The organism is Dickeya dadantii NCPPB 898 (assembly GCF_000406145.1).
GTDB classification, from domain to species: Bacteria; Pseudomonadota; Gammaproteobacteria; order Enterobacterales; family Enterobacteriaceae; genus Dickeya; species Dickeya dadantii.
This window is the reverse complement of record NZ_CM001976.1, coordinates 4,394,303-4,418,731: the sequence shown is the minus strand read 5'-3', so window position 1 is coordinate 4,418,731 and position 24,429 is coordinate 4,394,303. Positions and strand designations below refer to the sequence as shown.

Sequence of the window (24,429 nt, the reverse complement as noted above, 5' to 3'; positions counted from 1 at the left end):
ATCCCCAATCTTCGCCGGACGCATTAGGCGTGTTGCTGAAAACGCCCGAGTCATCGAATAAATTCACTTGCGACTTCTGATACATTTTGTAAGGTTGACAGACATCACTTAAAACTATGCTCCCTGCCTGAAACGGCAGTCGGATTGCTTTTTGTCACCCCCAGGCAGGACGGTTACCATGAAAAATGTTGGTTTTATTGGCTGGCGCGGAATGGTCGGTTCGGTACTCATGCAGCGCATGGTGGAAGAACGCGATTTTGATTTAATCCGCCCGGTATTCTTCTCTACCTCTCAGCACGGCCAACCGGCGCCGGCGCTGGGCGGCCAGCAGGGTGTCCTGCAGGATGCCTACAATCTGGACGCGCTGCGCGCGCTGGATATCATCATCACCTGTCAGGGCGGCGATTATACCAACGAAATCTATCCAAAGCTGCGTGAAAGTGGCTGGCAAGGGTACTGGATCGACGCAGCATCTTCTCTGCGAATGAAAGATGACGCGATTATCATCCTGGACCCGGTCAACCACGGCGTGATCAAGTCCGGTCTGGACAACGGCATCAAAACCTTCGTCGGCGGCAACTGTACCGTCAGCCTGATGCTGATGTCGCTGGGCGGCCTGTTCGCCAACGATCTGGTGGAGTGGGCGTCTGTCGCCACCTATCAGGCGGCATCCGGCGCGGGCGCGCGCAACATGCGCGAGCTGCTGGTGCAGATGGGCCAGTTGAACGCCGAAGTGGCGGCTGAACTGCGCGACCCGGCTTCCGCCATTCTGGATATCGAACGCAAAGTGACGGCGCTGTCGCGTGGCGGTCTGGATGTGGAAAACTTCGGCGTGCCGCTGGCTGGCAGCCTGATTCCGTGGATCGACAAACAGCTGGAAAACGGCCAGAGCCGCGAAGAGTGGAAAGGTCAGGCGGAAACCAACAAGATTCTGAATACCGCCAGCACCATTCCGGTGGACGGTCTGTGCGTACGCATCGGCGCGCTGCGCTGCCATAGTCAGGCTTTCACCCTTAAGCTGAAGAAAGATGTGTCGATTCCGGAAATCGAGCAGATGCTGGCAACCCACAATGACTGGGTGAAAGTGGTGCCGAACGACCGCGAGATCACCATGCGCGAACTGACCCCGGCTGCCGTAACCGGTACGCTGTCCACCCCGGTGGGTCGTCTGCGCAAACTGAACATGGGCCCGCAGTACCTGTCCGCCTTCACCGTCGGTGACCAACTGCTGTGGGGCGCCGCCGAACCGCTGCGCCGTATGCTGCGTATCCTGTTGTAATCGGCGTTTCCCTTGAAAGTAACGCGCCCCTCCGGGCGCGTTTTACTTTTTCTTCCGTCACCTTTTAGGTCATGCGTTCCGATGTGCCCGCTCGGGGATTTGTGCGCCATATTGCGCTGAATCACGATCATCGTGACTAACCCCGGCATAATGGGCGACCTGCGCGCCGCCGCGCCGGGATTCTTTTCGCTTTTTTGTGAGGCCGACATGCAACGACTGACGATTTCTCTGGATGACCCGCTGGCCGAGGCGCTGGACGCGCTGATGCTGCGCAAAGGCTATGCCAACCGGTCGGAAGCGTTTCGTGACATGTTACGGCGCGAGCTGGGCGAAATGACGGTGGCGCAGGATAAAAACGCAGAATGCGTGGCGGTGCTGAGCTATGTGTACGACCACCACGAACGTCAGTTGTCGAGCCGGCTGGCCGGTATGCAGCATGAGCATCATCACCTGACGGTGTCGACCATGCATACCCATCTCAGCCATGACGAATGCGTGGAAACCGTGATTCTGCGCGGGCCGACCGAGCGCGTAGAACAATTTGCCACGTCGGTTATCGCCCAGACCGGCGTGCGCCACGGCCGGTTGAACCTGATCCCGATGGAGAATGCCGCTAATGGGACGGAACCGGTAAACCACAAATAATCAGCGCTCCGGTGGGAGAGCAGGTTGTGGCGTGGCGTTGTCCTGCATTCTGTGCCGTGGTTTCGGCCTGGAAGCCGGTAATGTCGAAAAAATAACCCCGGCCTAACTCATTAACTTTATGAATTATAATGAATATAAAATATTTACATCTCGCGATAATACATAACGCTTGCATTCATTCCGGATGAATGCGTTAATAGTGCCACGGTTTGTGAGTCAGACCTATTTATGCAAAGCATTTTACTAAAGCAGTCCTCAGTCCAAGCGTTATCCTCGATATCACTTCCCCTGAATCTCTTTTTTTCTTGCTCATAAGTATTTCCTGCGATGCATACCTATATCGCCCTCTAACGGGCTGGAAAAAATTACGAGGTAATATAATGTCTAATAAAATGACTGGTTCAGTAAAATGGTTTAACGAAACTAAAGGTTTTGGTTTCATCACTCCGGCTGACGGCAGCAAAGACGTGTTTGTTCATTTCTCTGCCATTCAGAGCGATAGCTTCAAGACTCTGTACGAAGGTCAGAAAGTTGAATTCGTTATCGGCAACGGTCCGAAAGGTCCTTCCGCTGAAAACGTAGTAGGGCTGTAATTTCCCGGGTAATCATCACTTCCGATAGCGAAGATGGCGTTAGCCGGAGCAGTGAAGTTGATGTAATACCCAGGTTTGCCTGAAATAAAAAACGGCTTCCCCACAAGGGAAGCCGTTTTTTATTGTCGCTATACCCGCCATACTTCACGTTGCAGGTGCGTTGGCTGCCATTTCATGGGGCTCGCCCAAACGCTACGCTATAGCCGCCGTCCCCCGTCCCTTTACGCGTTTACCCCACCCGTAGCGGCACCCGCACCCGTACGCGGGTAAAGCGTTCCGGTTCGCTGATGACGGTGATGCCGTAGTGATGGCCGTAACGCGCCTTGATGCGCCGGTCTACCAGATTCATACCCAGCCCGTCGCCGCCGTTGCACGGGTGATAGGCCCCGGCGTTGTCCTCCACCGTCAGTTCCAGCATGTTGGCGTGGGTGCGGGCGTCAATGCGCAGGTAGCCGTTGTCCAGCATTTGAGAAATGCCGTGCTTGATGGCGTTTTCCACCAGCGGTTGCAGGGAGAAAGCCGGTAGCCTGGCGGCTCTGAGCGAGGGCGGAATGGCGATGTCCACCGTCAGCAGGTTGGCGAAGCGCGCCTTCTCGATTTCAAGGTAGGCGTCGACATGCTCCAGTTCATCGCTGAGAGCCACCTCGTCGCTGCTGCGCTTGAGATTTTTGCGAAAGAAGGTGGACAGCGACAGCACCAACTGGCGCGCCTGATCCGGATTGCGGCGGATAATCGCCGACAAGGTATTGAGGGCGTTGAACAGGAAATGCGGGTTGACCTGCGCGTGCAGTAACTTGATTTCAGACTGCGCCAGCAATTGTTTTTGTTGCTCGAAGCGGCCGGCGAAAATCTGGGCCGACAGCAAGTGGCCGATGCCTTCCCCCAGCGTCCGGTTGATGCTGGAGAACAGCTTGTTTTTCGGTTCATACAACTTGATGGTGCCGATCACCCGCTGTTCTTCGCCGCGCAGCGGAATCACCAGCGTGGAGCCGAGTTTACAGTGCGGCGAGATGGAACAATCGAAAGGCGCTTCGTTGCCGTCGGCGTACACCACCTGATTGTGGTCGATGGCCTGATGGGTGAACGGAGAGGTGATCAGCGAACCGGCCGTGTGGTGATCGTCACCGGTGCCGATGAACGCCAGCAGTTTTTCCCGATCGGTAATGGCGACCGCGCCGACGCCCAGCTCTTCATACAGGATGCGCGCCACCCGCATACTGGTTCTCGAATTAAACCCTTCCCGCAGCGCCCCTTCGGCGCGAGCGGCAATCTGCAATGCGCGGGCGGAAAACGCCGAGGTGTATTTCTCGAACATCGCCCGGCGGTCCAGCAGGATACGCATGAACATCGCCGCGCCCACGCTGTTGGTGATTATCATCGGCAGCGCGATGCTTTTGACCAGCGCCAGCGCGTCGCCAAACGGCCGCGACAACAGCAGGATGATGCTCATCTGCAACACTTCCACCAGCAGGGTGGCGGCGGCGATGACCAGCGGCTGGAACAACAGGTCGATGCGATGGCGACGGGTCAGGTAGCGGTGCAGCAGGCCGCCGGCCAGCCCTTCCGCAATGGTGGAAACCATGCAGGCCAGCGCGGTCATGCCGCCGAGGGAGTAGCGATGCAGACCGCCGGTCAGCCCGACCAGAACACCCACCGACGGCCCGCCCAGCACGCCGCCCAGCAGCGCGCCGATGGCGCGGGTATTGGCGATGGAGTCGTCGATATGCAGGCCGAAATAGGTGCCGAGGATGCAGAACATCGAGAAGGTCAGGTAGCAGATCAGTTTATGCGGCAGGCGGATGGTGACCTGCGTCAGCGGAATAAACAGCGGAGTTTTGCTCAACAGATAGGCAATGACCAGATAGACGCATGTTTGTTGTAGCAATGACAGAATCAGATCGATTTGGCTTATCATAAGCAGTACACCTCCCTGTTGATGCTTCCGATTTTACCCGTCGCGGTCGAACAATCTCCGGACAGGATCAACATTCGCTAACACTATGATTAATTATTTTTTCTTATAAGTCCCGACCGCAAAAATTTATCCATAATCTCAAATGTTTTCTCTTTTCTTTACTAAGCTGAATCTTAGGCTCATCTGAATAATGCTTCGCAGCCTCACTGGTTGCCACGAGGTATTTTCCTTCAGATTAGTTCTCTTTTATGGGGTCAGGCTGGTTCCTTTTCTGTTATTGACGCAGGGCATTTCCACATCAATAAGAATGCCGAAGAAATGTTCTGTCTCTTTAACATGTTTAACTTATTCAGATGGTTAATTCAGAGGATGGATGCCATGTCAGGGTTTTCCGATCAGAACATTATTAATCTCCTTTTTTCCGGCCATTACGCCGATCCTTTTGCCGTACTGGGTATGCATGACACGGCATCGGGGCTGGAAGTACGTGCCCTGCTTCCCGATGCTAGCGATGTCTGGGTCGTGGACGCACACAGCGGACGTAAAGTGGCGAACCTGCAATGTCGGGACCCACGCGGTTTTTTCGCCTCGGCGATTCCCCGTCGCAAAAAGCCGTTCAGCTATCGTCTGGCGGTGACCTGGCCGCAGGATACGCAGGTCATTGATGACCCTTATCGTTTTGGCACCCTGCTGCAGGAGCTGGATATCTGGCTGCTGGCGGAAGGGCGCCATTTGCGGCCGTTTGAAACGCTGGGGGCGCATCCGTCCACGCTGGATGGCGTCGTCGGCACCTGTTTTGCCGTCTGGGCGCCGAATGCTCAGCGGGTGTCGGTGGTGGGCGATTTCAATTTTTGGGACGGCCGCCGCCATCCGATGCGGCGGCGGCGCGAAAACGGCGTATGGGAACTGTTCGTGCCGGGCGTCGGGCCGGGCCAATTGTACAAATTCGAAATCATCGACTGTTACGGCAACGTGCTGGTGAAGTCCGACCCGTATGCCTTCGAATCCCAGATGCGGCCGGACACCGCGTCGGTGGTCAGCCGTCTGCCGCCCGCGCTGCCGGTGGATGAAGCGCGGCAGCATGCCAACGATCTGCAGTCGCCGATTTCCATTTATGAGGTGCACCTGGGGTCATGGCGGCGTCACACCGACAATAATTTCTGGCTCAGTTACCGCGAACTGGCGGACCAACTGGTGCCGTACGTGAAAGAGATGGGGTTTACCCATGTTGAGCTGATGCCGGTGCACGAACACCCGTTTGACGGCAGTTGGGGCTATCAGCCGCTGGGGTTATACGCGCCGACCCGCCGTTTCGGTTCGCCGGACGACTTCCGCTATCTGGTGTCGGCTTTTCACGAGGCGGGCATCAATGTGCTGCTGGACTGGGTTTCCGGCCATTTCCCGGCGGATAGCTATGGGCTGGCGCGTTTCGACGGCACCGCGCTGTACGAATACGCCGATCCGAAAGAGGGCTACCATCAGGACTGGAACACGCTGATTTATAACTTTGACCGTCACGAAGTCCGTAACTATCTGGCGGGTAACGCACTGTACTGGACTGAGCGGTTTGGCGTCGATGGGCTGCGGGTAGACGCGGTAGCATCGATGATTTACCGCGATTACAGCCGCCGCGATGGGGAATGGGTGCCGAACTACTTCGGCGGCAAGGAGAATCTGGAGGCGATCGGCTTCCTGCGTTACACCAATCAGATGCTGGGGCAGCACCACGCCGGCGCGGTCACCATCGCCGAAGAGTCCACCGATTACGCCGGGGTGACGCTGCCGCCGGAGCATGGCGGGCTGGGTTTCCACTACAAATGGAACATGGGTTGGATGCATGACTCGCTGGCCTACATGCAACTGGACCCGGTGCACCGCAAATACCACCACGACCTGCTGACCTTCGGCATGCTGTACGCCTATAGCGAAAACTTTGTGCTGCCGCTGTCGCATGACGAGGTGGTGCACGGCAAACGCTCGCTGCTGGATCGGATGCCCGGCGACGTCTGGCAGAAGTTCGCCAACCTGCGCGCCTATTACGGCTTCATGTGGGCCTACCCCGGCAAGAAGCTGCTGTTCATGGGCGGCGAATTCGCACAGGGGCGGGAGTGGAACCACGACACCAGTCTGGACTGGCACCTGCTGGACGAGCCGGAGGGCTGGCATGCCGGGGTGCAGCAACTGGTGCGCGATCTCAACCACTGCTATCGCCAGCACCCGCCGCTCTATCAGTGCGACTACCTGCATCAGGGCTTTGAGTGGGTGGTGGTGGACGATCGGGAAAACTCGGTGTTCGCCTTTATCCGGCGCGATGCCGACGGCAACGAAATGCTGATTATCAGCAACTTTACGCCGGTGCCGCGCGACAGTTATCGCGTCGGCATCAATCAGCCGGGGGCCTGGCGCGAGGTGCTCAATACCGATTCCTGGCATTACCACGGCGGCAACCTGGGCAATAAGGGGCTGGTGTATAGCGAAACGGTGGGCAGCCATTCCCGGCCGCAGTCGTTGGTACTGACATTGCCGCCGCTCGCCACCCTGTATCTGGTGAAGGAGGCGTGATGGGTGAACTGTTGGCGGGGCGCCCGCGACCGTTAGGCTCTCATTTCGATGGCGAAGGCGTGAACTTCGCCTTGTTCTCATCCGGGGCGTCGCGGGTGGAATTGTGCATTTTCGACGGCCTGCGCGAGCAGCGTTTGCCGCTGACGGCCCGTACCGGCGATATCTGGCACGGCTACCTGCCGGATGCGCAGCCGGGTTTGTGTTACGGCTATCGCGTCGATGGTGTGTTCGACCCGTCGCGCGGGCAGCGTTTCAACGCCAATAAGCTGTTGCTTGACCCTTGCGCCCGGCAGATGGACGGCTGGGTGGTGGATGACGAACGGCTGCACGGCGGCTACCACCAGCCCGACCCGTCCGACAGCGCCGAGGTAATGCCGCGCAGCGTGGTGGTGGACGAACATTACGACTGGCAGGATGACCGGCTGCCGCGCACCCCCTGGAGCCAGACGGTGCTGTACGAAGCCCACGTGCGCGGATTGACCCGCCGACATCCGGGCATTCCGGCGGCGATACGCGGCACCTATGCCGCGCTGGCTCACCCGGTGATGCTGGATTATCTGACGCAACTGGGCGTGACCGCGCTGGAGCTGATGCCTGTCCAGCAGCATGCCGACGAGCCGCGCTTGCAATCAATGGGGCTGCGCAATTACTGGGGCTACAACACGCTGCTGCCGTTCGCGGTAGACAGCAGCCTGGCGGCGAGCGACGACCCGCTCAACGAGTTCCGCGACACGGTGCGGGCGCTGCATCAGGCCGGCATCGAGGTGATTCTGGATGTGGTTTTCAACCACAGCGCGGAGCTGGATGTGGATGGCCCGACCCTGACGCTGCGCGGTATCGATAACGCCAGTTACTACTGGCTGACGGAGAGCGGCGATTATCACAACTGGGCGGGGTGCGGCAACGTGTTGCGGCTTGAGCACCCGGCGGTGCTGCATTGGGTGATCGAGTGCCTGACGTTCTGGCACGAAGTCTGCCATGTGGATGGTTTCCGTTTTGATCTGGCGACGATTCTGGGGCGCCTGCCGGATTTCTCCTCTTCCGCCCCGTTCTTTACCGCCCTGCGCAACCACCGGTCGCTGCGCGACTGCAAACTGATTGCCGAACCCTGGGACATCGGCCCCGGCGGTTACCAACTGGGGCAATTTCCGGCGCCGTTCGCGGAGTGGAACGACCGTTTCCGCGACGACATGCGCCGTTTCTGGCTGCATGGCGATTTACCCATCGGGGTGCTGGCCCGCCGTTTCGCCGCCTCCAGCGAGGTGTTTGAGCGCGGCAGCCGGCAGCCCTGGGCGTCGGTCAATATGTTGACCTCTCATGACGGTTTTACCCTGCGCGATTTGGTGTGTTTCAACCACAAGCACAACGACGCCAACGGGGAGCAGAACCGGGACGGCACCAACAGCAACTTTAGTTTTAATCACGGCACCGAAGGGCTGGAGGCGGATGAGGCGACGCAGGCGCGGCGGCGCGTCAGTCAGCAGGCGCTGCTGACCACGCTGCTGCTGTCGCAGGGAACGCCGATGCTGCTGGCGGGCGATGAATTCGGCAACAGCCAGCAGGGCAACAACAACGCCTACTGTCAGGACAACGCGCTGGCCTGGCTGCACTGGGATCAGGCGGATGACGCGTTGCTTGCGTTTACTTCCGGGCTGATCCGCTTGCGCCGGTCTATCCCCGCGTTGCAGCGGGGACGCTGGTGGCGCGACGACGAGGACGATGTGCGGTGGCTGAATGCGCAGGGAGAAGCATTAACGCCGCACGAATGGGAACAGGGAGCACACCAGTTGCAAATCCAACTCTCCGAACGCTGGCTACTGTTGGTTAATGCCACGCCGCAGGTCAGTGATTTCTCCCTGCCGGAAGGGGAATGGCGGGTCGCGCCGCCGTTTAGCGCGGCTGACCATCTACTCGACGGTCAGACCTGGCGCGGGCAGGCGAATGCGGTGTGCGTACTGGTAAAACAATAATAAGGAGCCTGACATGGTGAGTACTGACAAACACGATCCTCTGATGCTGGCCAGACAATTGCCCCTGAAGTCCGTCGCGCTGATTCTGGCGGGCGGGCGTGGCACCCGACTGAAAGATTTGACCGCATACCGCGCCAAGCCGGCCGTACATTTTGGCGGTAAGTACCGGATTATCGATTTTGCCCTTTCCAACTGCCTGAACTCCGGCATCCGGCGGATTGGCGTCATCACCCAGTATCAGTCGCACACGCTGGTACAGCACATCCAGCGCGGCTGGTCGTTCCTGAATACCGAAATGAACGAATTCGTCGATTTACTGCCGGCGCAGCAACGGCACGATGAAAACGATCACTGGTATCGCGGCACCGCCGACGCCGTGTGCCACAACCTGGATATTATCCGGCGCTATCGGGCGGAGTACGTGGTGATTCTGGCCGGCGACCACATCTACAAGATGGATTATTCCCGCATGTTGCTGGACCACGTGGAGAACGGCGCCGAGTGCTCGGTGGCCTGTATCCCGGTTCCCATCAAGGAAGCGCACGCGTTTGGCGTGATGAGCGTGGATAAAGACAACCGGATTATCAGTTTCGATGAAAAACCGGCCAAGCCGACGCCGATGCCGGATAACCCGGACATGGCGCTGGCCAGCATGGGGATCTACGTGTTCAACGCCGACTATCTCTATCGGCGGCTGGAAGAAGACGTGTGCACTTCGGACTCCAGCCACGATTTCGGCAAAGATCTGATCCCGAAAATCGTGGCGCAGGGGCATGCCTGGGCGCACCCCTTTACGCTCTCCTGTGTCACCTCTTCGGACAACGCGCCGCCTTACTGGCGGGATGTGGGAACGCTGGAGGCTTACTGGCGCGCCAATCTCGACCTGGCGTCGGTGATGCCGGAGCTGGACATGTACGACCATAACTGGCCGATTCGTTCGGCGATGGCGGCGTTACCGCCCGCCAAATTCGTGCAGGACCGCTCCGGCAGCCACGGGCTGACCATGAACTCGCTGGTATCCGGCGGGAGCATTGTCTCCGGCTCGGTGGTGACGCACTCGGTGCTGTTCCCGCGGGTGCGCATCAACTCCTTTTGCAGCATCGATTCGTCGGTACTGTTGCCGGATGTCAACGTAGGGCGCTCATGCCGTCTGCATCGCTGCATTGTCGATCGCGCCTGCGAGATTCCGGAAGGCATGGTGATCGGCGAGAACGCCGAGGACGATAGCCGCCGCTTTTATCGTTCCGAAGAAGGCATCGTGCTGGTGACGCGCGCCATGCTGGCCAAACTCAAACCTTAGCCGCGATGCCCGGTCGAGAGCGGCCGGGGGATTGATGTCGCCGCGCCTGAGGCGAGGCGGCTGAACGGGAGACAAGATGCGGGTATTACATGTGTGTTCAGAGCTGTTCCCCCTGCTGAAAACCGGGGGACTGGCGGATGTGGTGGGGGCATTGCCCGGCGCGCAGATCGCCGCGGGAATGGATGTGCGGGTGCTGCTGCCGGCGTTCCCCGACCTGAAAAAAGGCATCCCGGATGCGCAAGTGGTGCGGGAACTGGATACGTTTGGCGGTCGCGTCACGCTGCGTTATGGTCATTACAACGGCGTGGGCATCTATCTGATCGATGTCCCTCACCTGTATGAACGGGCGGGCAGCCCGTATCACGACACCTCATTGTTTGCTTATTCGGATAATTTTTTGCGCTTCGCTCTGCTGGGCTGGATGGGGGCGGAAATGGCCAGCGGCGTCGATCCGTTCTGGCGGCCGGACATCGTGCACGCTCACGATTGGCACGCCGGGTTGGCCTGCGCTTACCTGGCGGCGAAAGGCCGACCGGCAAAATCGGTATTTACCGTCCATAATCTGGCTTATCAGGGATTATTTGATGCCCGTCACATATCGGAGCTGCGGTTGCCGCCGGAGTACTTCAGCATGTACGGGTTGGAGTTCTACGGCCAGATCTCGTACCTCAAGGCCGGGCTGTACTATGCGGATCACATCACCACCGTCAGCCCGACTTATGCGCATGAGATCACCCAGCCTGAATACGGCTACGGCCTGGAGGGGTTGCTGAAGTCGCGGGAAGACGCCGGTCGTCTGTCCGGCATCCTCAACGGCGTGGATGACGATATCTGGAACCCGGCGCACGATTCGCTGCTGACCGCTACCTACAGCCGCGATGAGCTGGCGCGCAAGGCGGATAACAAACGGCATCTGCAAACGGCGATGGGGCTGAAGGTGGATGACCGGGTGCCGGTGTTCGCCATCGTCAGCCGTCTTACCAGCCAGAAGGGGCTGGATATCGCGTTGCAGGCGGTGCCGGATTTGCTGGAGCAGGGCGGGCAACTGGTGGTGCTGGGAGCTGGCGACGCCACCCTGCAGGAAGGCTTTCTGGCGGCGGCGGCGGAGTATCACGGCCGCGTCGGCGTGCAGATCGGTTATCACGAAGCGTTCTCGCACCGCATTATTGGCGGCGCGGATGTGATTATGGTTCCTAGTCGGTTCGAACCCTGCGGTTTGACCCAGCTGTACGGCCTGAAATACGGCACGTTACCGCTGGTCAGGCGCACCGGCGGGCTGGCGGATACAGTGGCAGATTGCTCGCTGGAAAATCTGGCTGATGGCCTGGCGAGCGGTTTTGTGTTCAGCGATTGCAATACAGCGTCGCTGTCTCGGGCGATTCGTCGGGTCTTTGTGTTGTGGTCGCGCCCTTCGCTCTGGCGTTATGTACAGCGTCAGGCAATGGCAATGGATTTTAGTTGGCAGGTTGCTGCCCAGGCCTATCGTGCGCTTTATCAACGTCTGTGGTAGTACGCATCAGTGGGAATGACATATGAACTCTCCATTTATCTACAACTCACCTACGCTTAGCGTAGACGCGCTGAAACACTCCATCGCTTACAAGCTGATGTTTACCGTCGGCAAGGATCCCAGCATCGCCAGTAAACATGACTGGTTGAATGCCGCGGTGCTGGCCGTGCGGGATCGCATGGTCGAGCGCTGGCTGCGCTCTAACCGCGCGCAGTTATCGCAGGATGTCCGGCAGGTTTACTACCTGTCGATGGAATTCTTGCTGGGACGCACGCTGTCCAACGCGCTGCTGGCGATGGGCATGTTTGACGATCTGAGGGACGCGCTGGAAGCGATGGGCCTCGATCTGAACGAACTGCTGGAAGAAGAGGACGACCCGGCGTTGGGCAACGGCGGCCTTGGACGGCTGGCGGCCTGCTTCCTCGACTCGCTCGCCACCATGGCGCTACCGGGGCGCGGTTATGGCATCCGTTACGAGTACGGGATGTTCCGGCAGAACATCGTCGACGGCAGGCAGGCGGAGTCGCCGGATTACTGGCTGGAATACGGTAATCCGTGGGAATTCGTCCGCCACAGCACCCGCTACAAAGTGCGTTTTGGCGGCCGTATTCAGCAGGAAGGCAGTAAAACCCGCTGGCTGGAAACCGAGGAGATCATTGCCTGCGCCTACGATCAAATCATCCCCGGCTTTGATACCGATGCCACCAACACCCTGCGGCTGTGGGCGGCGCAGGCCAGTAACGAAATCAACCTCGGTAAATTTAATCAGGGCGACTATTTCGCGGCGGTGGAAGACAAAAACCACTCCGAGAACGTGTCGCGCGTGCTGTATCCCGATGACTCCACCTATTCCGGCCGTGAGCTGCGTTTGCGTCAGGAATACTTTCTGGTGTCCGCTACGGTGCAGGATATCCTCAGCCGCCATTGGATGATGCACAAAACCTACGCCAATCTGGCGGAAAAATTCGCTATCCACCTCAACGATACCCACCCGGTGCTGGCGATTCCGGAACTGATGCGCCTGTTGATCGACGAGCATAAGTTCAAGTGGGACGCCGCCTGGGGAGTGGTCACCAAGGTGTTCTCCTACACCAACCACACCCTGATGGGTGAGGCGCTGGAAACCTGGCCGGTTGACATGATGGGCAAAATTCTACCGCGCCATCTGCAACTGATCTTCGAAATCAACGATCGCTTCCTGGAAGAGGTGCAGGAGCGTTTTCCCAATGAGCACGACCTGCTCAAACGGGTATCCATCATTGATGAAGATCACGGGCGCAAAGTGCGCATGGCGTGGCTGGCGGTGATCTGCAGTCATCGGGTGAACGGGGTGTCCCAGTTGCATACCGACCTGATGGTACAGTCGCTGTTTGCTGATTTCGCCCGCATTTACCCGGACCGTTTCTGCAACAAAACCAACGGCGTGACGCCGCGGCGTTGGCTGGCGCTGGCGAACCCGTCGCTGTCGAAAGTGCTGGATGACACCATCGGCAAAACCTGGCGTACCGATCTGAGCCAACTGGCGGATCTGAAGCCGCACATTGATTTTCCGGTCTTCCTGCAGAAAGTGCGCAAGGCTAAACAGGAAAACAAAAAGCGGCTGGCTATCTACATCGCGCAGCATCTGGACATTGTGGTCGACCCCAACGCGCTGTTTGATGTACAGATCAAGCGTATCCACGAGTACAAACGCCAACTGCTCAACGTGCTGCACCTGATTACGCTTTATAACCGTATCAAGGATGACCCGGAGCTGGATCGCGTGCCGCGCGTCGCCATCTTTGCCGGCAAGGCGGCATCCGCTTACTACATGGCCAAGCACATCATTCACCTGATCAACGATGTGGCCAGCGTGGTGAACAACGATCCGGAGGTGAAAGACAAACTGAAGATCGTTTTCATCCCCAACTACGGCGTCAGCCTGGCGCAAATCATCATTCCGGCGGCCGACCTGTCGGAACAGATTTCGCTGGCGGGCACCGAGGCTTCCGGTACCAGCAACATGAAGTTTGCCCTGAACGGCGCGCTGACCATCGGCACGCTGGACGGCGCCAACGTCGAAATGCGCGAACGGGTGGGGGAAGAGAATATCTTCATTTTCGGCAACACCACGGAGCAGGTGGAAGAGCTGCGGCGCAACGGTTACAACCCGCGTGAATTTTACAATCAGGACGAGGAGTTGCATCGGGTGTTGACGCAGATCGCCACCGGCGTGTTCAGCCCGGACGATCCGCGCCGTTATGCCGATCTGTTCGACTCGCTGGTCAACTTTGGCGATCACTACCAGTTGCTGGCGGATTACCGCAGTTATGTGGATAGCCATGACAAGGTGGACGACGTGTACCGCGACGAGGACGAATGGACGCGCCGTACTTTGCACAACATCGCCAACATGGGTTATTTCTCCGCCGATCGCACCATTCAGGAATACGCCGACGATATCTGGCATATCAAGCCGATACGGTTGTAGTTGAGCTGACTGTGTAATGGGGGAATATCGTGAAATGCTTCCCTTACAGGGCCATCAGACCGGGGGCTAATCGGTTCAACACGACAGGGCTTTCTGGCGTCAAAACTGCGCTGAGGTGGGCGACTTCGTCGGGTGAGCCGCATGGACGCGGCGAAAGCCCGTGCCGCGTCTGGAACGCGTCACGGGCGGCCCGAATAACGAAGGCGAACGCCGAAGGGACCGCGGCAGCGGCGCAGTTTAGCCTTCAGCCAGTGGTCAAGGAGAGGCGGCGTTTGAGCCTCTCCTTGTCGTGCGTGCGATGATGCTGCAAAGGAATAACCGATGTTATCAAGCACGAAATTTTTCACTGTTCTGACATGAATCGCTAGTGAAAAAACGACATCGTAGCTGCGGCTTCCTAGCTACGGAAGCCTCACGGAAGCCTATTAACCAACTTTGAGTATTAACCGGCCTTGGCTAACTGGCTGCGGTAGTCCGCCAGCCATTCACTAATACGCTGCTGCTGGGCGTCGTCCAGCCACATGCCGAGCTTGGTGCGGCGCCAGATAGCGTCTGCCAGCGTGACAACCCACTCATGTTCTACCAGATAACGTAACTCGGCTTCGTACAGGTTATGGCCGAAATGTTCACCCAGATCGCTCAGCGCCTGCGCGTTACCGAGTATTTTCTCGCTCTGGGTGCCGTAAGTGCGGCTGTAGCGACGCGCCAGCGCTTCCGGCAGGTTGTAGCGGCGGCGCAAGGTTGCGGCGTAATCTTCGCGGCTGCCGCTGATATCGCCGCCGGGCAGGATGGCGCGGTTGGTCCAGGCCTGGCCCGCTTGCGGGTAGTACTTCGCCAGCTTATCCATGGCGTGTTCCGCCAGTTTCCGGTAGGTGGTCAGCTTGCCGCCGAACACCGACAGCAGCGGCGCTTTACCGCTTTCATCCGCCACCGACAGCGTATAATCGCGGGTGATGGCCTGCGGCGAATCCGATTCGTCGTCGCACAGCGGGCGCACGCCTGAGTAGGTCCAGACAATGTCGTCGCGCGTCAGCTGTTTTTTGAAGTGATCGTTGTATACGTCCAGCAGATAACGAATTTCGTTGTCGTCAATCTTCACCTGATGCGGATCGCCGTGGTACTCCACATCGGTGGTGCCGATGATGGAAAACTCATCCTGCCACGGAATCACAAACACGATGCGGTGGTCTTTATTCTGCAGAATGTAGGCCTGCTCTTCCTGATGCACGCGCGGAACCACGATATGGCTGCCTTTGATCAGCCGGATGCCGTACGGCGACGGCAGCGCCAGACTGTCGTCAAAGAACTGGCGTACCCACGGGCCGGTGGCGTTGACCAGCCCTTTCGCCTGCCAGCGATGGGTCTCGCCGCTCAGGGCATCTTCGGCTTCCACCACCCACAGGCCGTTTTCGCGGCGGGCGCGGGTGACGGTCATGCGCGTTTTCACCTCGCCGCCGCGGCGCACCACTTCCTGCGCGTTCAGCACCACCAGGCGGGCATCGTCCACCCAGCAGTCGGAATATTCGAAACCGCGCGTCAGTTCTGGTTTCAGCACCGATTCGCGGCCGAATCGCAGCCCGTGGCTGGGCGGCAGGCTGACGCGTTTGCCCAGATGGTCGTACATGAACAAACCGGCGCGAATCATCCAGGCCGGACGCAGATGCGGCTGGTGCGGCAGGCGAAAACGCATCGGAAAAATGATGTGCGGCGCCATTTTCAGCAGTACTTCGCGTTCGGACAGCGCTTCCCCCACCAGCCGGAACTCATAGTGTTCCAGGTAGCGCAGGCCGCCATGAATCAGTTTTGAGCTGGCGGAAGAGGTGGCGCAGGCCAAATCCTGCGCTTCCAGCAACAGAACGGACAGTCCGCGCCCGGCGGCATCCGCCGCTATGCCGGTACCGTTAATGCCTCCGCCGATCACGATCAGATCTTTGGTTTCCACGTTTTCTCCTCCGCCACGTCAAAAGCAGTCATATTCGTTAAAAGCGACAATTTTGCCCAAAGCCACATTTTTGTTTGCCAAAAGCAACACTTTCGCCAAAAGCCATAATGTTCGTTTTCGCTCACGATATTAATCGAAAACAAACATGTTAGCCAAGCGTTAACCAATTAAAAACATTTACGCGTGATGCAGCTAACAGTTTCGCGCCTGATTTACTTAAAGATAACCGCTTTGGTACGGCTGGAACGGGGTTTTCCCGGTGATGTTTGGCCTGTAATCCCCTATATCCCTGTGGTTTATCCGGTCTATCGGCGCGGTGAGTGGGTTACAATGCGCGCAATGCAGTGCAAGGCACACCATTCGATAATAACCACCATTCATTAAGAAACATGAGGCAGGCAATGGAGCAGTTCGAGGCAATCGATATTGAACAGGCGTATCAGCGCTGGCAGCAAGGCAATGTGCTGGTGGATATTCGCGATCCGCAGAGCTTCGGCGCCGCACATGTGCCCGGCTCGACCCATCTGACCAACGAAACCCTGGCGGATTTTGTACGCGGCGCCGATTTTGAGCAGCCGGTGATGGTGATGTGCTATCACGGCATCAGCAGCCGCAACGCGGCGAATTACCTGTTAAGCCTTGGTTTTGAAGCCGTATACAGCGTGGATGGCGGTTTCGACGCCTGGCAAACACGTTTTCCGCAGGATGTCGCGGCGGGATGACGGTGAACCGGTACGGCGCGCGCCTTCGTTGTTGGTTAGCGTGCCGCCATTAACCGGTAACGGCGGTGGAAGAACGCTCTGGCTGGCGGTCTTCGATGAACTGGATAATGTCATGACATGCTTTGCGCAGATGCGCCTTGTCGTCATCATTCAGCTCAGACAGTTGGTTTACGTCGATTTTTATACGTTTCAGCCGGGTGGTCAGGAAACGGAATTCCTGCGAGTTTAGCGTCCGTATGTTCTGCTTACGCACATACTGGTTCATGCTGGCGGCCAAACAAAGATAGTTGATGATAGTCAACTCGCTAAGCAATGAATCGATGACGTCTCTGAGTGTCGCCTCTGCTGGTATATACATATTTTCCCCGGTGCGATAAAAGTGGTGCGATAAAATTAAAGTCATGCGGTATTTTCAGAGCGTGGTTTCCGCTTTTATTCCCGCCATATTTCCAGTCGCCGTTTCGCTGAAACTGGAATTATTAGGCGCGGTTATATTACCGGCGATAAGCCTGTATAAATGTTGTCAACCGACTGGCCTCGATGGGGTTGGAAATGATAAAGCCCTGTATACGATCGCACTGCAATGTTTCCAGCATGCGCAGTTGCGCTTCGCTTTCCACGCCTTCCGCCGTAACGGAAATATCCATCTTGTGCAAAACCCGGATTAACGATTCAACCAGTAGATCGTTCTTTTTGTTTTTACCGAGCTGGGCGATGAGGCTTCTATCCATTTTCACCTTGTCGAATTCATACTGGTAAAGATAATGAATGTCTGCGTAGCCTGATCCAAAATCATCCAGAGCGACGGTAATACCCAGATCGCGTAATTGGCGAATATTCTTTCTGACGTGGTTGGTATTATTCAGTTGATGGTTTTCGGTGATTTCGATTTCAATTTTTCCACCGTTGCAACGGGCGTGCTCCAGCGTCATGGCGATGTTATCGGCAAACCCTTCCTGCTCCAGCTGCTGAGGGGAAACATTGATTGAAAGGCTGCAATTCGGGATTTCCCTGTGCTGTCGACAGACTTCGGTGAGTACCCAGTCTCCCAGTTTGTTCATCAGCCCGGCCTGTTCGGCCAGTGGAATGATCAGCACCGGAGAGACGAGCCCCTGCTCGTGATGACGCCAGCGCAGCAGCGCCTCAGCGCTGTCGATTCGTCGAGTGCCAACATTTAGAATAGGCTGGTAGCTGAGCGCCAACCCACGATTTTCCCTGATAGCCGCTTCGAGTTCGGCTGCGGTGATATTCATGTAACCCGCGTGCTCCCTGAATATGGTGTGATTATGGTCGAATGAGACCAGGCAAGGGGGTGCGCAACGCATGGTCGCCTATAGTCAGAATAATAGTGCTCCATAATTCTCCCTGCATGCCGTAAAACATCGTGGCGGAGAATTGGCGACGCAGTTCGTCACTGTCTATGCCGGTCAATATTGCGCCGTCGCTCCATGTATTGATATCGTCTAGCATTTTACGAAAGAAATTCATATTCCCGTATCGCAACATGAAATCTCTGTTGATTTTAATATGCTCAAATGTCCTCATTTTTAATGAAGTGACACTGGTGTTACCGGTGCCGAAGTCGTTTAGCCATATTTTTGATATCGCAGATAATTCTTTTATTAGTCGATAGTCATTACGGTTGTTGATAATGTCTATGCTGGCGTCAATAATAAACCTCACCTCTTTTATAGAGGCGATCTCTTCCTTTATGTTTTTATCATTTAGAATAAAAACCAAAAGATCCCGATCCAACCCGATGACTATTTTTCTGGAAGGGGACGATGAAAGTGTGGATGTCTCCCTGATATAGTTTAATTTGATAAGAAAGAGCTGAAATTTATTCGTTATCCATGATGAATGACCTGTGTTTCCCTTGTTGGTAGGATTGATGGATATTCTCTGGTTTAGGAAGAGCTCGAAAGCAAAAATTCTTTTTTCTTTCGTCAATACCGGAATCAGGCGTATCACGAATAGTTCATTCATTGCATAAATAATCACCGCTATTAGTGCTGTTATTTTCTACAAATTAATCTAGCGCTTATGTAACCAATATGAAAATCGTTTAAAACGATCATTAACCCTATTTTAATTTATATAATCTATCATTTTCCTAAAACCGATCGATAAAAGTAATACTGTGAATAAAGTATTTATGCTGAGGAATGTTGAGATGATGAAGTAAAACGCATTATTGATTTATAAATCAATAGTTTGACTTTTTATGGGCTGGGCTGACCGTTAAGGTTGGTTACTGATAATGCAGCGTAGGTTCTGTACGACGAAGGGCGCCGTAAGTCACCCTTCGTCGTAGCGGATGGTTATTTTTCAATAAGCGGCTTTTTGACGAACAGGCCGTAGCTCAACGCCCCGAGCATCAGCAAGCCCGCACCCAGAAAGAAAACATTGGTGAACACCCCGGTGGCATCCAGAATCACGCCGGTGATGATGGGCGCGCTGGCCGCCCCCAGAAAGCCGCCGAAGTTCTGAATAGCGCCGAGTGACGCGACCTGCTCTTTGGGCGCAATGTCGGTCGCCAGCGTCCAGATGACCCCGGAGGGCAACTGCGAGCAGAAATAGCCCAGCGATAACAGCAGAATGGACAGTGAGGTGTTGCTGACGAACGGAATCGGCGCCACAAAGCAGGCTGCCAGCGCCGCTCCCATTACGATGGGGATTTTACGGGCGGTGATGGTGTTGACGCCGCGGCGAATCAGACGATCGGAAATCGCCCCGCCGCACAGCACGCCGAGAATGCCGGCGAGGAACGGGATGGAGGCAATCCAACCGGTTTGTTTCAGCGTGAAGCCGAGGGATTTTTCCAGATAGCCCGGCAGCCAGGTCAGATAAACCCAGATGGTAAACATGATGGAGAAGTTACCCAGAATCATGAACCAGGTGGTTTTATGCCGGAACAGCGCGCCCCAGCCTGGCTGGCTTTTGGCCGTCTCGTCGCTGGATGTCGCCGCCGCTGCCTCGACGTGAATGTCGCGCTCTTCGGCCGCGGTCGGTTCGCGATAAAACTTCAGCCAGACCAGCAGCAGCGGTATGCCCGCCAGACCGATGGCGATGAACATGCCGCGCCAGCCCAGCGTCAGCAGCAGCACGGTCAGAATCGGCGGCGCAACGGCGTTGGCGATCTGCGAACCGGTATTGATGATGGCGGTCGGCAGGCCGCGTTCGCGGGCGGAAAACCAGCGATGGGTGATTTTAATGCCCGAGGTGAAAAAGGGCGACTCGGCGATACCCAGCAACATACGCAATCCATAGAACATGGAATAGCCGTTGATGAACCCGGCCAGCACGGTAAAGGTTGACCACAGCCCCACCGCGCCGGAAAACATTTTTTTCGGCCCCAGTTTGTCCACCAGCCAGCCGGCCGGCAGATTGGCGAGCGCGTAAGGCCACAGGAAGGCGGAAAGCAACATGCCCATCTGGGTAGCGCTGAAACCGAACTCTTTGGCGATGGTGGTATTGGCGATACTTAAGTTGGCGCGGTCCAGGTAATTGATGACTGCCGCCATTAACAGAATGAAAATGATTCCCCAACGTAAGCGGGTAATCGGCGAGGTGGTGATAACCGTATTATCTTGTAAGGTAGAGGTGGCGTTTTTCATAATAATCAGCAATCCGTAAATAAACTGATGTGAATTTTAATAACCGCTTTGCGAATAAAAGACTGGCCCTGGCTTTGACAGCATGGCCGGTGCAGATCTTCCGGAAAGAAAACGGCAAACATGCCTGGTGTTAATGAAATAAAACTTTCGTTTTGAATATCACGATAAAAGACAATATCGTGGTGCTCGCTTTTGTCTTCAATCACGGTATTGTTGCGGCTGCCGCGTGCGACGCCGATGGTTTCTTCCCCCTGTAATAAATATTGGATGTCGACAAACTGGAAATGTGATTCCGCCAGCCTTTCCTCCGCAGGCTCTGTCGTGAATTCCTGTAATAGGCAGAACATTTTTCCGGGAATAATGTCGTATTTCCCGGTCGGCATAGCAGTGAAGTCGGTCGTGGAAATATAATCGATAGCCTGATGAATAATCGGATGTAACGCGTATTTCTCCCGACCCCAATCTTGTTGATCGCAAATAATCATAGCGGGTTATTCCTGGTGAATGACAAGAGCATGCCATTAGCCGGCGGGCGGAAATAACGGTATTATTTCCACTCGCCGGACAATATACCTGACGGCAGTGACGTTATCGTTGCTGAATTTTTTTCTGGTAGTGTTCCGTTCCCTGATGAATCTGATCCAGGATCACCGTCAAGGCCCAGAATTTCTCCAGTACGTTGTCTTTGGTCACCCGACAGTTATCGTGTTCAAAGGTGCCGAGGCGCTGATGGTAGATTTTGGCGTTCTTGGGGTAACCCAGCGTTTCGGTGACCGCCGCCAGCGACAGAAAGGTCGCCAGTTCCTGCGCCAGTTCCGGCTGCTGCTGGCTGTGCGAATACAGCCACTGATACAACTCCGGGTGGAAGTTGGTGAACACGCCGCTAAAGCCTTTGGAGCCGGCGCGCATCGCCGGAAAAGCGATGGCGGCGTTGGCGTTGATGATATTCAGCGGCGTGCCGGCGGTGAGTTTGACCCGGCGTTCTACCGTTGGCAGGTCGCAGCTCACGTCTTTGAGCACCACGAAGCGGCCGCTGTTGGCGCAGTGCATCAGTTCGTCATCCGTCAGCAGGCGGCGATACGGCGCCGGACATTCGTACAGGCCGAGCGGCAGCGTTGCCGGCAGCGCCGCCAGCAAGGTGTCCAGCGTGCTGAAAAACGTCGCTGAACCTTGGTTTTTCGGGTCCAGATGATTGGTGACCAGCACCAGCGCGTCGATGCCGGTTTCCGCCATCGCTGTCAGTTCGGCAATCTGGTCGTCGATAGCGTCGCTGATGTGGCCGGACGCGATCACCGGTATGCGCCCCGCGACGCGCTCCACCACGAAACGCGCCAGATCCACACGCTCCTGCAGGCTGAGAAACAGCATTTCACTGGACTGGCAGACGGCGAACAGCGCGTCCACCCCCTTGTCCAGATACCAGTCGATCAGCTTCGCCAGACCGGGGTAGTCGATGTCGTTTCTGGTGTTAAACGGGGTCAGCATGACGGGAACGATACCTTCGATGCTCTTCATTATTTTTCTCCTTGCCCGACAATCTGTTCGGGGTGTTTAAAATAAGGTGTGGGTAAATCAGCGCTGCGCCAGCCGGTTCGTTACCTGCTGCTGGGTTGGCATATTGGCGGCGCCTTCCCGTTCGACCGCCAGAGAGGCGAACGCATTGGCATAGGTGGCGGCCTGCGCCACGCTTTGTCCGCCGGCTACGGCGGCGGCGAACGCGCCGTTGAAGGCATCGCCGGCGCCGGTGGTATCCACGCTGACGGCGGGAAAGGCCGGGATGTGCTGGAATTGCTGGCCGTCGAACAGCAGTGCGCCGTTGGCGCCCATGGTGATGATGACCCGCGCGGCGCCAAGCGCGTGGATTTTCTGCGCGGCTTGTCTGGCGCTGTCCAGATTGTTGATCTCAATGCCGGACAGCAATGAAGCTTCGGTTTCATTCGGGGTGATGATATCCACATAATCGAGGCAGGATAAAACATCGTCGGAATACGGGGCCGGGTTGAGGATAATTTGCGTGTCGAGCGCCTTTGCCAGTTTCATGGCGCTCAGCGTGGCCGGGAAATTATTTTCCATTTGCAGCAGTAATACGTCCGCGTCTTCCAGCTCGGGCATAATTTCGGCAATTTCTTCGTCGGTCAGCGTTTTATTGGCGCCGGAATAAATGGCAATCATATTTTCGCCATTCTGTAGCGAGACATAAATAATGGCGTTGCCGGTTGGTTCCGTGTCGGACTGATATAATTTAAATGAATGAATGGCGGATTTTGATAAATGCTCGTAAGCGAAATGGCTGAATTGATCTTTCCCGACTTTGGAAACGAAATGCACTTTCGCGCCGGCCATGCTGGCGGCCATGGCCTGATTCGCGCCTTTCCCTCCCGGACCCAGCGCGCTGCCTTGCGCCAGCAACGATTCCCCGCCTTTGGGAAAACGCGCGACCCTGGCGACAATATCCACATTAAACGAGCCAAGAATACAGACTTTACCCTTCATGGTTTTATCCTTTTTTCCTACGCTTTTATTTCTGACCTGATTTTTTATTTTCTTTAACAGGACCTCGAAATCTTTTCCGGTTTCGGTAATCAGCTGAGATTGCAGGCTGCGGCGAATAATAACGGCGCCGCCGTGGCAACGCTGAATCAGCCGTTGCCGGGCCAGGGCGTTCAGGTCGCTGCGTATGGTTTCTCTGGTGACAGAGAAAATAGCGGCCAGATATTCCACGCTGACGCGATCGTATTGATCCAGATATTCCAGAATCTTGTTTCTGCGTTCTTCAAGAAACATACCCTTAACACCTCTTGAATGAGAGTAATGGAGCCACCCTGGTTGAAAAGTGACCGCGATCATAGGATGTCGGACAAAACGGAAGTAAACAAAAATTCGCCGCACTCCCGCCGGGCGGCAAGGGAGCCTGTCACGACGAATGCCTGATAGATGTGAAAGCCATCACATCCAAACGGAAATAGCAGAGGTTATGAACGGTTATTGCGCTGCGCTCCGGGCGGTAAATGTTTTAGAATCGAAGACATAAATTCATTGGCGGGAAGCGTTGGGCTATTGTCATGATCCGAATTGTTGCGTTATCCAATCCGCGTCTGGCGCAGGCGTTTGTCGACTATATGCACACGCATCAGGTGCGGCTGGTTGTCCGCATCAACGGGAGCGAAGTGGATATCTGGCTGCCGGACGAAAGCCAGCAGGAGCGGGTGAAGCAGGAACTGGCGCGCTTCCTGCAAGAGCCCTGGCATGAGCGTTATCAGGCGGCCAGCTGGCAGAACGGCACCACCGACAGCGGGCTGCGTTACCCGTCGTTTTCCTACCTGCAGACGCTGCGCCAGCGCGCGGGACCGTTGACGCTGGGGGTGCTGGTGGTCGCCATCGCCGTCTACCTGTTGATGCAGGCCTACGGCGTAGAGCGCATGATGGTGCTGTTAGCCTTTCCGGACAGCACGCAGACCCTGCAGCTCTGGCGCTGGTTCAGCCACGCGCTGCTGCATTTCTCGCTGCTGCATCTGCTGTTCAACCTGATGTGGTGGTGGTATCTCGGCGGCCCGGTGGAGCGCGTGCTCGGCACCCGGCGGCTGTGCGTGATTCTGTTATTGTCGTCTGCGCTCAGCGGGTGGGTGCAGTCCTGGTTCAGCGGCGTCTATTTCGGCGGCCTGTCCGGCGTGGTGTACGCCCTGATGGGGTACGTCTGGCTGCGCGGCGAGCGTGAGCCGGATGGCTCGCTGCATCTTCAGCGTGGTTTGATGGCGTTCGCGCTGGTGTGGCTGGTGGCGGGTTATTTCGATATTTTGGGCATGTCGATCGCCAATGCGGCGCATGTCGCGGGGCTGGTCATTGGCTTGCTGATGGCATGGTGGGATACACGCAACAGACACCGTTAATGGCATCATACCGTTTA

Annotated in this window: 19 protein-coding genes; 10 read left to right on the top strand and 9 right to left on the bottom strand. The window is 56.5% G+C overall.

The genetic code is table 11. From position 1 onward, the window contains the following. Positions 1-178: 178 nt before the first annotated feature. The 3 genes from asd (at position 179) to cspE (ending at position 2,517) form a co-directional block, all read left to right on the top strand. Positions 179-1,279 carry an aspartate-semialdehyde dehydrogenase gene (gene asd, locus DDA898_RS19845; RefSeq protein WP_038902288.1) on the top strand — a complete coding sequence of 367 codons (1,101 nt, stop codon included), beginning with the start codon at positions 179-181 and terminating at the stop codon, positions 1,277-1,279. A 207-nt stretch (positions 1,280-1,486) separates the two neighbouring features. After that, the gene (nikR, locus tag DDA898_RS19840; RefSeq protein ID WP_038912669.1) at positions 1,487-1,924 is read left to right on the top strand and encodes a nickel-responsive transcriptional regulator NikR; all 438 of its coding nucleotides are present in this window, start codon (positions 1,487-1,489) and stop codon (positions 1,922-1,924) included. 380 nt (positions 1,925-2,304) lie between these two features. Then, entirely contained in the window at positions 2,305-2,517 is a 213-nt protein-coding gene (gene cspE / locus DDA898_RS19835; protein ID WP_013319797.1) for a transcription antiterminator/RNA stability regulator CspE, read from the top strand. A 229-nt stretch (positions 2,518-2,746) separates the two neighbouring features. Here the strand turns inward: cspE and DDA898_RS19830 are convergent, their stop codons facing one another. Further along, positions 2,747-4,432: a LytS/YhcK type 5TM receptor domain-containing protein gene (locus tag DDA898_RS19830; RefSeq protein ID WP_038912122.1), complete on the bottom strand. Its 1,686-nt coding sequence runs from the start codon at positions 4,430-4,432 to the stop codon at positions 2,747-2,749. Positions 4,433-4,810: 378 nt separating this feature from the next. Here DDA898_RS19830 and glgB point away from each other — a divergent pair, with 378 nt between their 5' ends. The 5 genes from glgB (at position 4,811) to glgP (ending at position 14,244) form a co-directional block, all read left to right on the top strand. Next, positions 4,811-6,994, top strand: a complete 2,184-nt coding sequence (gene glgB / locus DDA898_RS19825) for a 1,4-alpha-glucan branching protein GlgB (protein WP_013319795.1) — start codon at positions 4,811-4,813, stop codon at positions 6,992-6,994. Next, the gene (glgX, locus tag DDA898_RS19820) at positions 6,994-8,964 is read left to right on the top strand and encodes a glycogen debranching protein GlgX (RefSeq protein WP_038912121.1); all 1,971 of its coding nucleotides are present in this window, start codon (positions 6,994-6,996) and stop codon (positions 8,962-8,964) included. The genes glgB and glgX overlap by 1 nt, the downstream gene beginning before the upstream one ends. Positions 8,965-8,977: 13 nt before the next feature. Further along, complete coding sequence (gene glgC, locus DDA898_RS19815) at positions 8,978-10,264, top strand: glucose-1-phosphate adenylyltransferase (protein WP_013319793.1); 1,287 nt, start codon at positions 8,978-8,980, stop codon at positions 10,262-10,264. 76 nt (positions 10,265-10,340) lie between these two features. Further along, positions 10,341-11,774 carry a glycogen synthase GlgA gene (gene glgA, locus DDA898_RS19810; RefSeq protein WP_038912120.1) on the top strand — a complete coding sequence of 478 codons (1,434 nt, stop codon included), beginning with the start codon at positions 10,341-10,343 and terminating at the stop codon, positions 11,772-11,774. A 22-nt stretch (positions 11,775-11,796) separates the two neighbouring features. Then, positions 11,797-14,244 (top strand): glycogen phosphorylase, encoded by a 2,448-nt coding sequence (gene glgP, locus DDA898_RS19805; protein ID WP_038912118.1) that lies wholly within the window; start codon positions 11,797-11,799, stop codon positions 14,242-14,244. A gap of 442 nt (positions 14,245-14,686) precedes the next feature. Here the strand turns inward: glgP and glpD are convergent, their stop codons facing one another. After that, the gene (gene glpD / locus DDA898_RS19800) at positions 14,687-16,186 is read right to left on the bottom strand and encodes a glycerol-3-phosphate dehydrogenase (protein ID WP_013319790.1); all 1,500 of its coding nucleotides are present in this window, start codon (positions 16,184-16,186) and stop codon (positions 14,687-14,689) included. 401 nt (positions 16,187-16,587) lie between these two features. Between glpD and glpE the strand changes: the two genes are divergently transcribed. Continuing rightward, positions 16,588-16,908, top strand: a complete 321-nt coding sequence (gene glpE / locus DDA898_RS19795; protein WP_013319789.1) for a thiosulfate sulfurtransferase GlpE — start codon at positions 16,588-16,590, stop codon at positions 16,906-16,908. A 49-nt stretch (positions 16,909-16,957) separates the two neighbouring features. On the opposite strand, the gene DDA898_RS19790 is transcribed toward glpE, so the two are convergent. From DDA898_RS19790 to rbsK, 7 genes are all read right to left on the bottom strand, one after another. Further along, the gene (locus DDA898_RS19790; RefSeq protein ID WP_033112120.1) at positions 16,958-17,266 is read right to left on the bottom strand and encodes a hypothetical protein; all 309 of its coding nucleotides are present in this window, start codon (positions 17,264-17,266) and stop codon (positions 16,958-16,960) included. Positions 17,267-17,402: 136 nt separating this feature from the next. Continuing rightward, positions 17,403-18,161, bottom strand: a complete 759-nt coding sequence (locus DDA898_RS19785; protein WP_236616686.1) for an EAL domain-containing protein — start codon at positions 18,159-18,161, stop codon at positions 17,403-17,405. Positions 18,162-18,192: 31 nt separating this feature from the next. Further along, a complete protein-coding gene (locus DDA898_RS19780) occupies positions 18,193-18,894 on the bottom strand; it encodes an EAL domain-containing protein (protein WP_236616685.1) in 702 nt (233 codons plus the stop codon). A gap of 335 nt (positions 18,895-19,229) precedes the next feature. Then, positions 19,230-20,525 carry an MFS transporter gene (locus tag DDA898_RS19775; RefSeq protein ID WP_038912114.1) on the bottom strand — a complete coding sequence of 432 codons (1,296 nt, stop codon included), beginning with the start codon at positions 20,523-20,525 and terminating at the stop codon, positions 19,230-19,232. A 5-nt stretch (positions 20,526-20,530) separates the two neighbouring features. Next, positions 20,531-21,010: a NanQ anomerase/TabA/YiaL family protein gene (locus DDA898_RS19770; RefSeq protein ID WP_038912113.1), complete on the bottom strand. Its 480-nt coding sequence runs from the start codon at positions 21,008-21,010 to the stop codon at positions 20,531-20,533. A gap of 103 nt (positions 21,011-21,113) precedes the next feature. Next, positions 21,114-22,040, bottom strand: a complete 927-nt coding sequence (locus DDA898_RS19765; RefSeq protein WP_038912112.1) for a dihydrodipicolinate synthase family protein — start codon at positions 22,038-22,040, stop codon at positions 21,114-21,116. Positions 22,041-22,097: 57 nt separating this feature from the next. Beyond that, entirely contained in the window at positions 22,098-23,309 is a 1,212-nt protein-coding gene (gene rbsK, locus DDA898_RS19760; protein WP_038912111.1) for a ribokinase, read from the bottom strand. Positions 23,310-23,587: 278 nt separating this feature from the next. Between rbsK and glpG the strand changes: the two genes are divergently transcribed. Beyond that, complete coding sequence (gene glpG, locus DDA898_RS19755; protein WP_038912110.1) at positions 23,588-24,412, top strand: rhomboid family intramembrane serine protease GlpG; 825 nt, start codon at positions 23,588-23,590, stop codon at positions 24,410-24,412. The last annotated feature ends 17 nt before the right edge of the window (positions 24,413-24,429 follow it).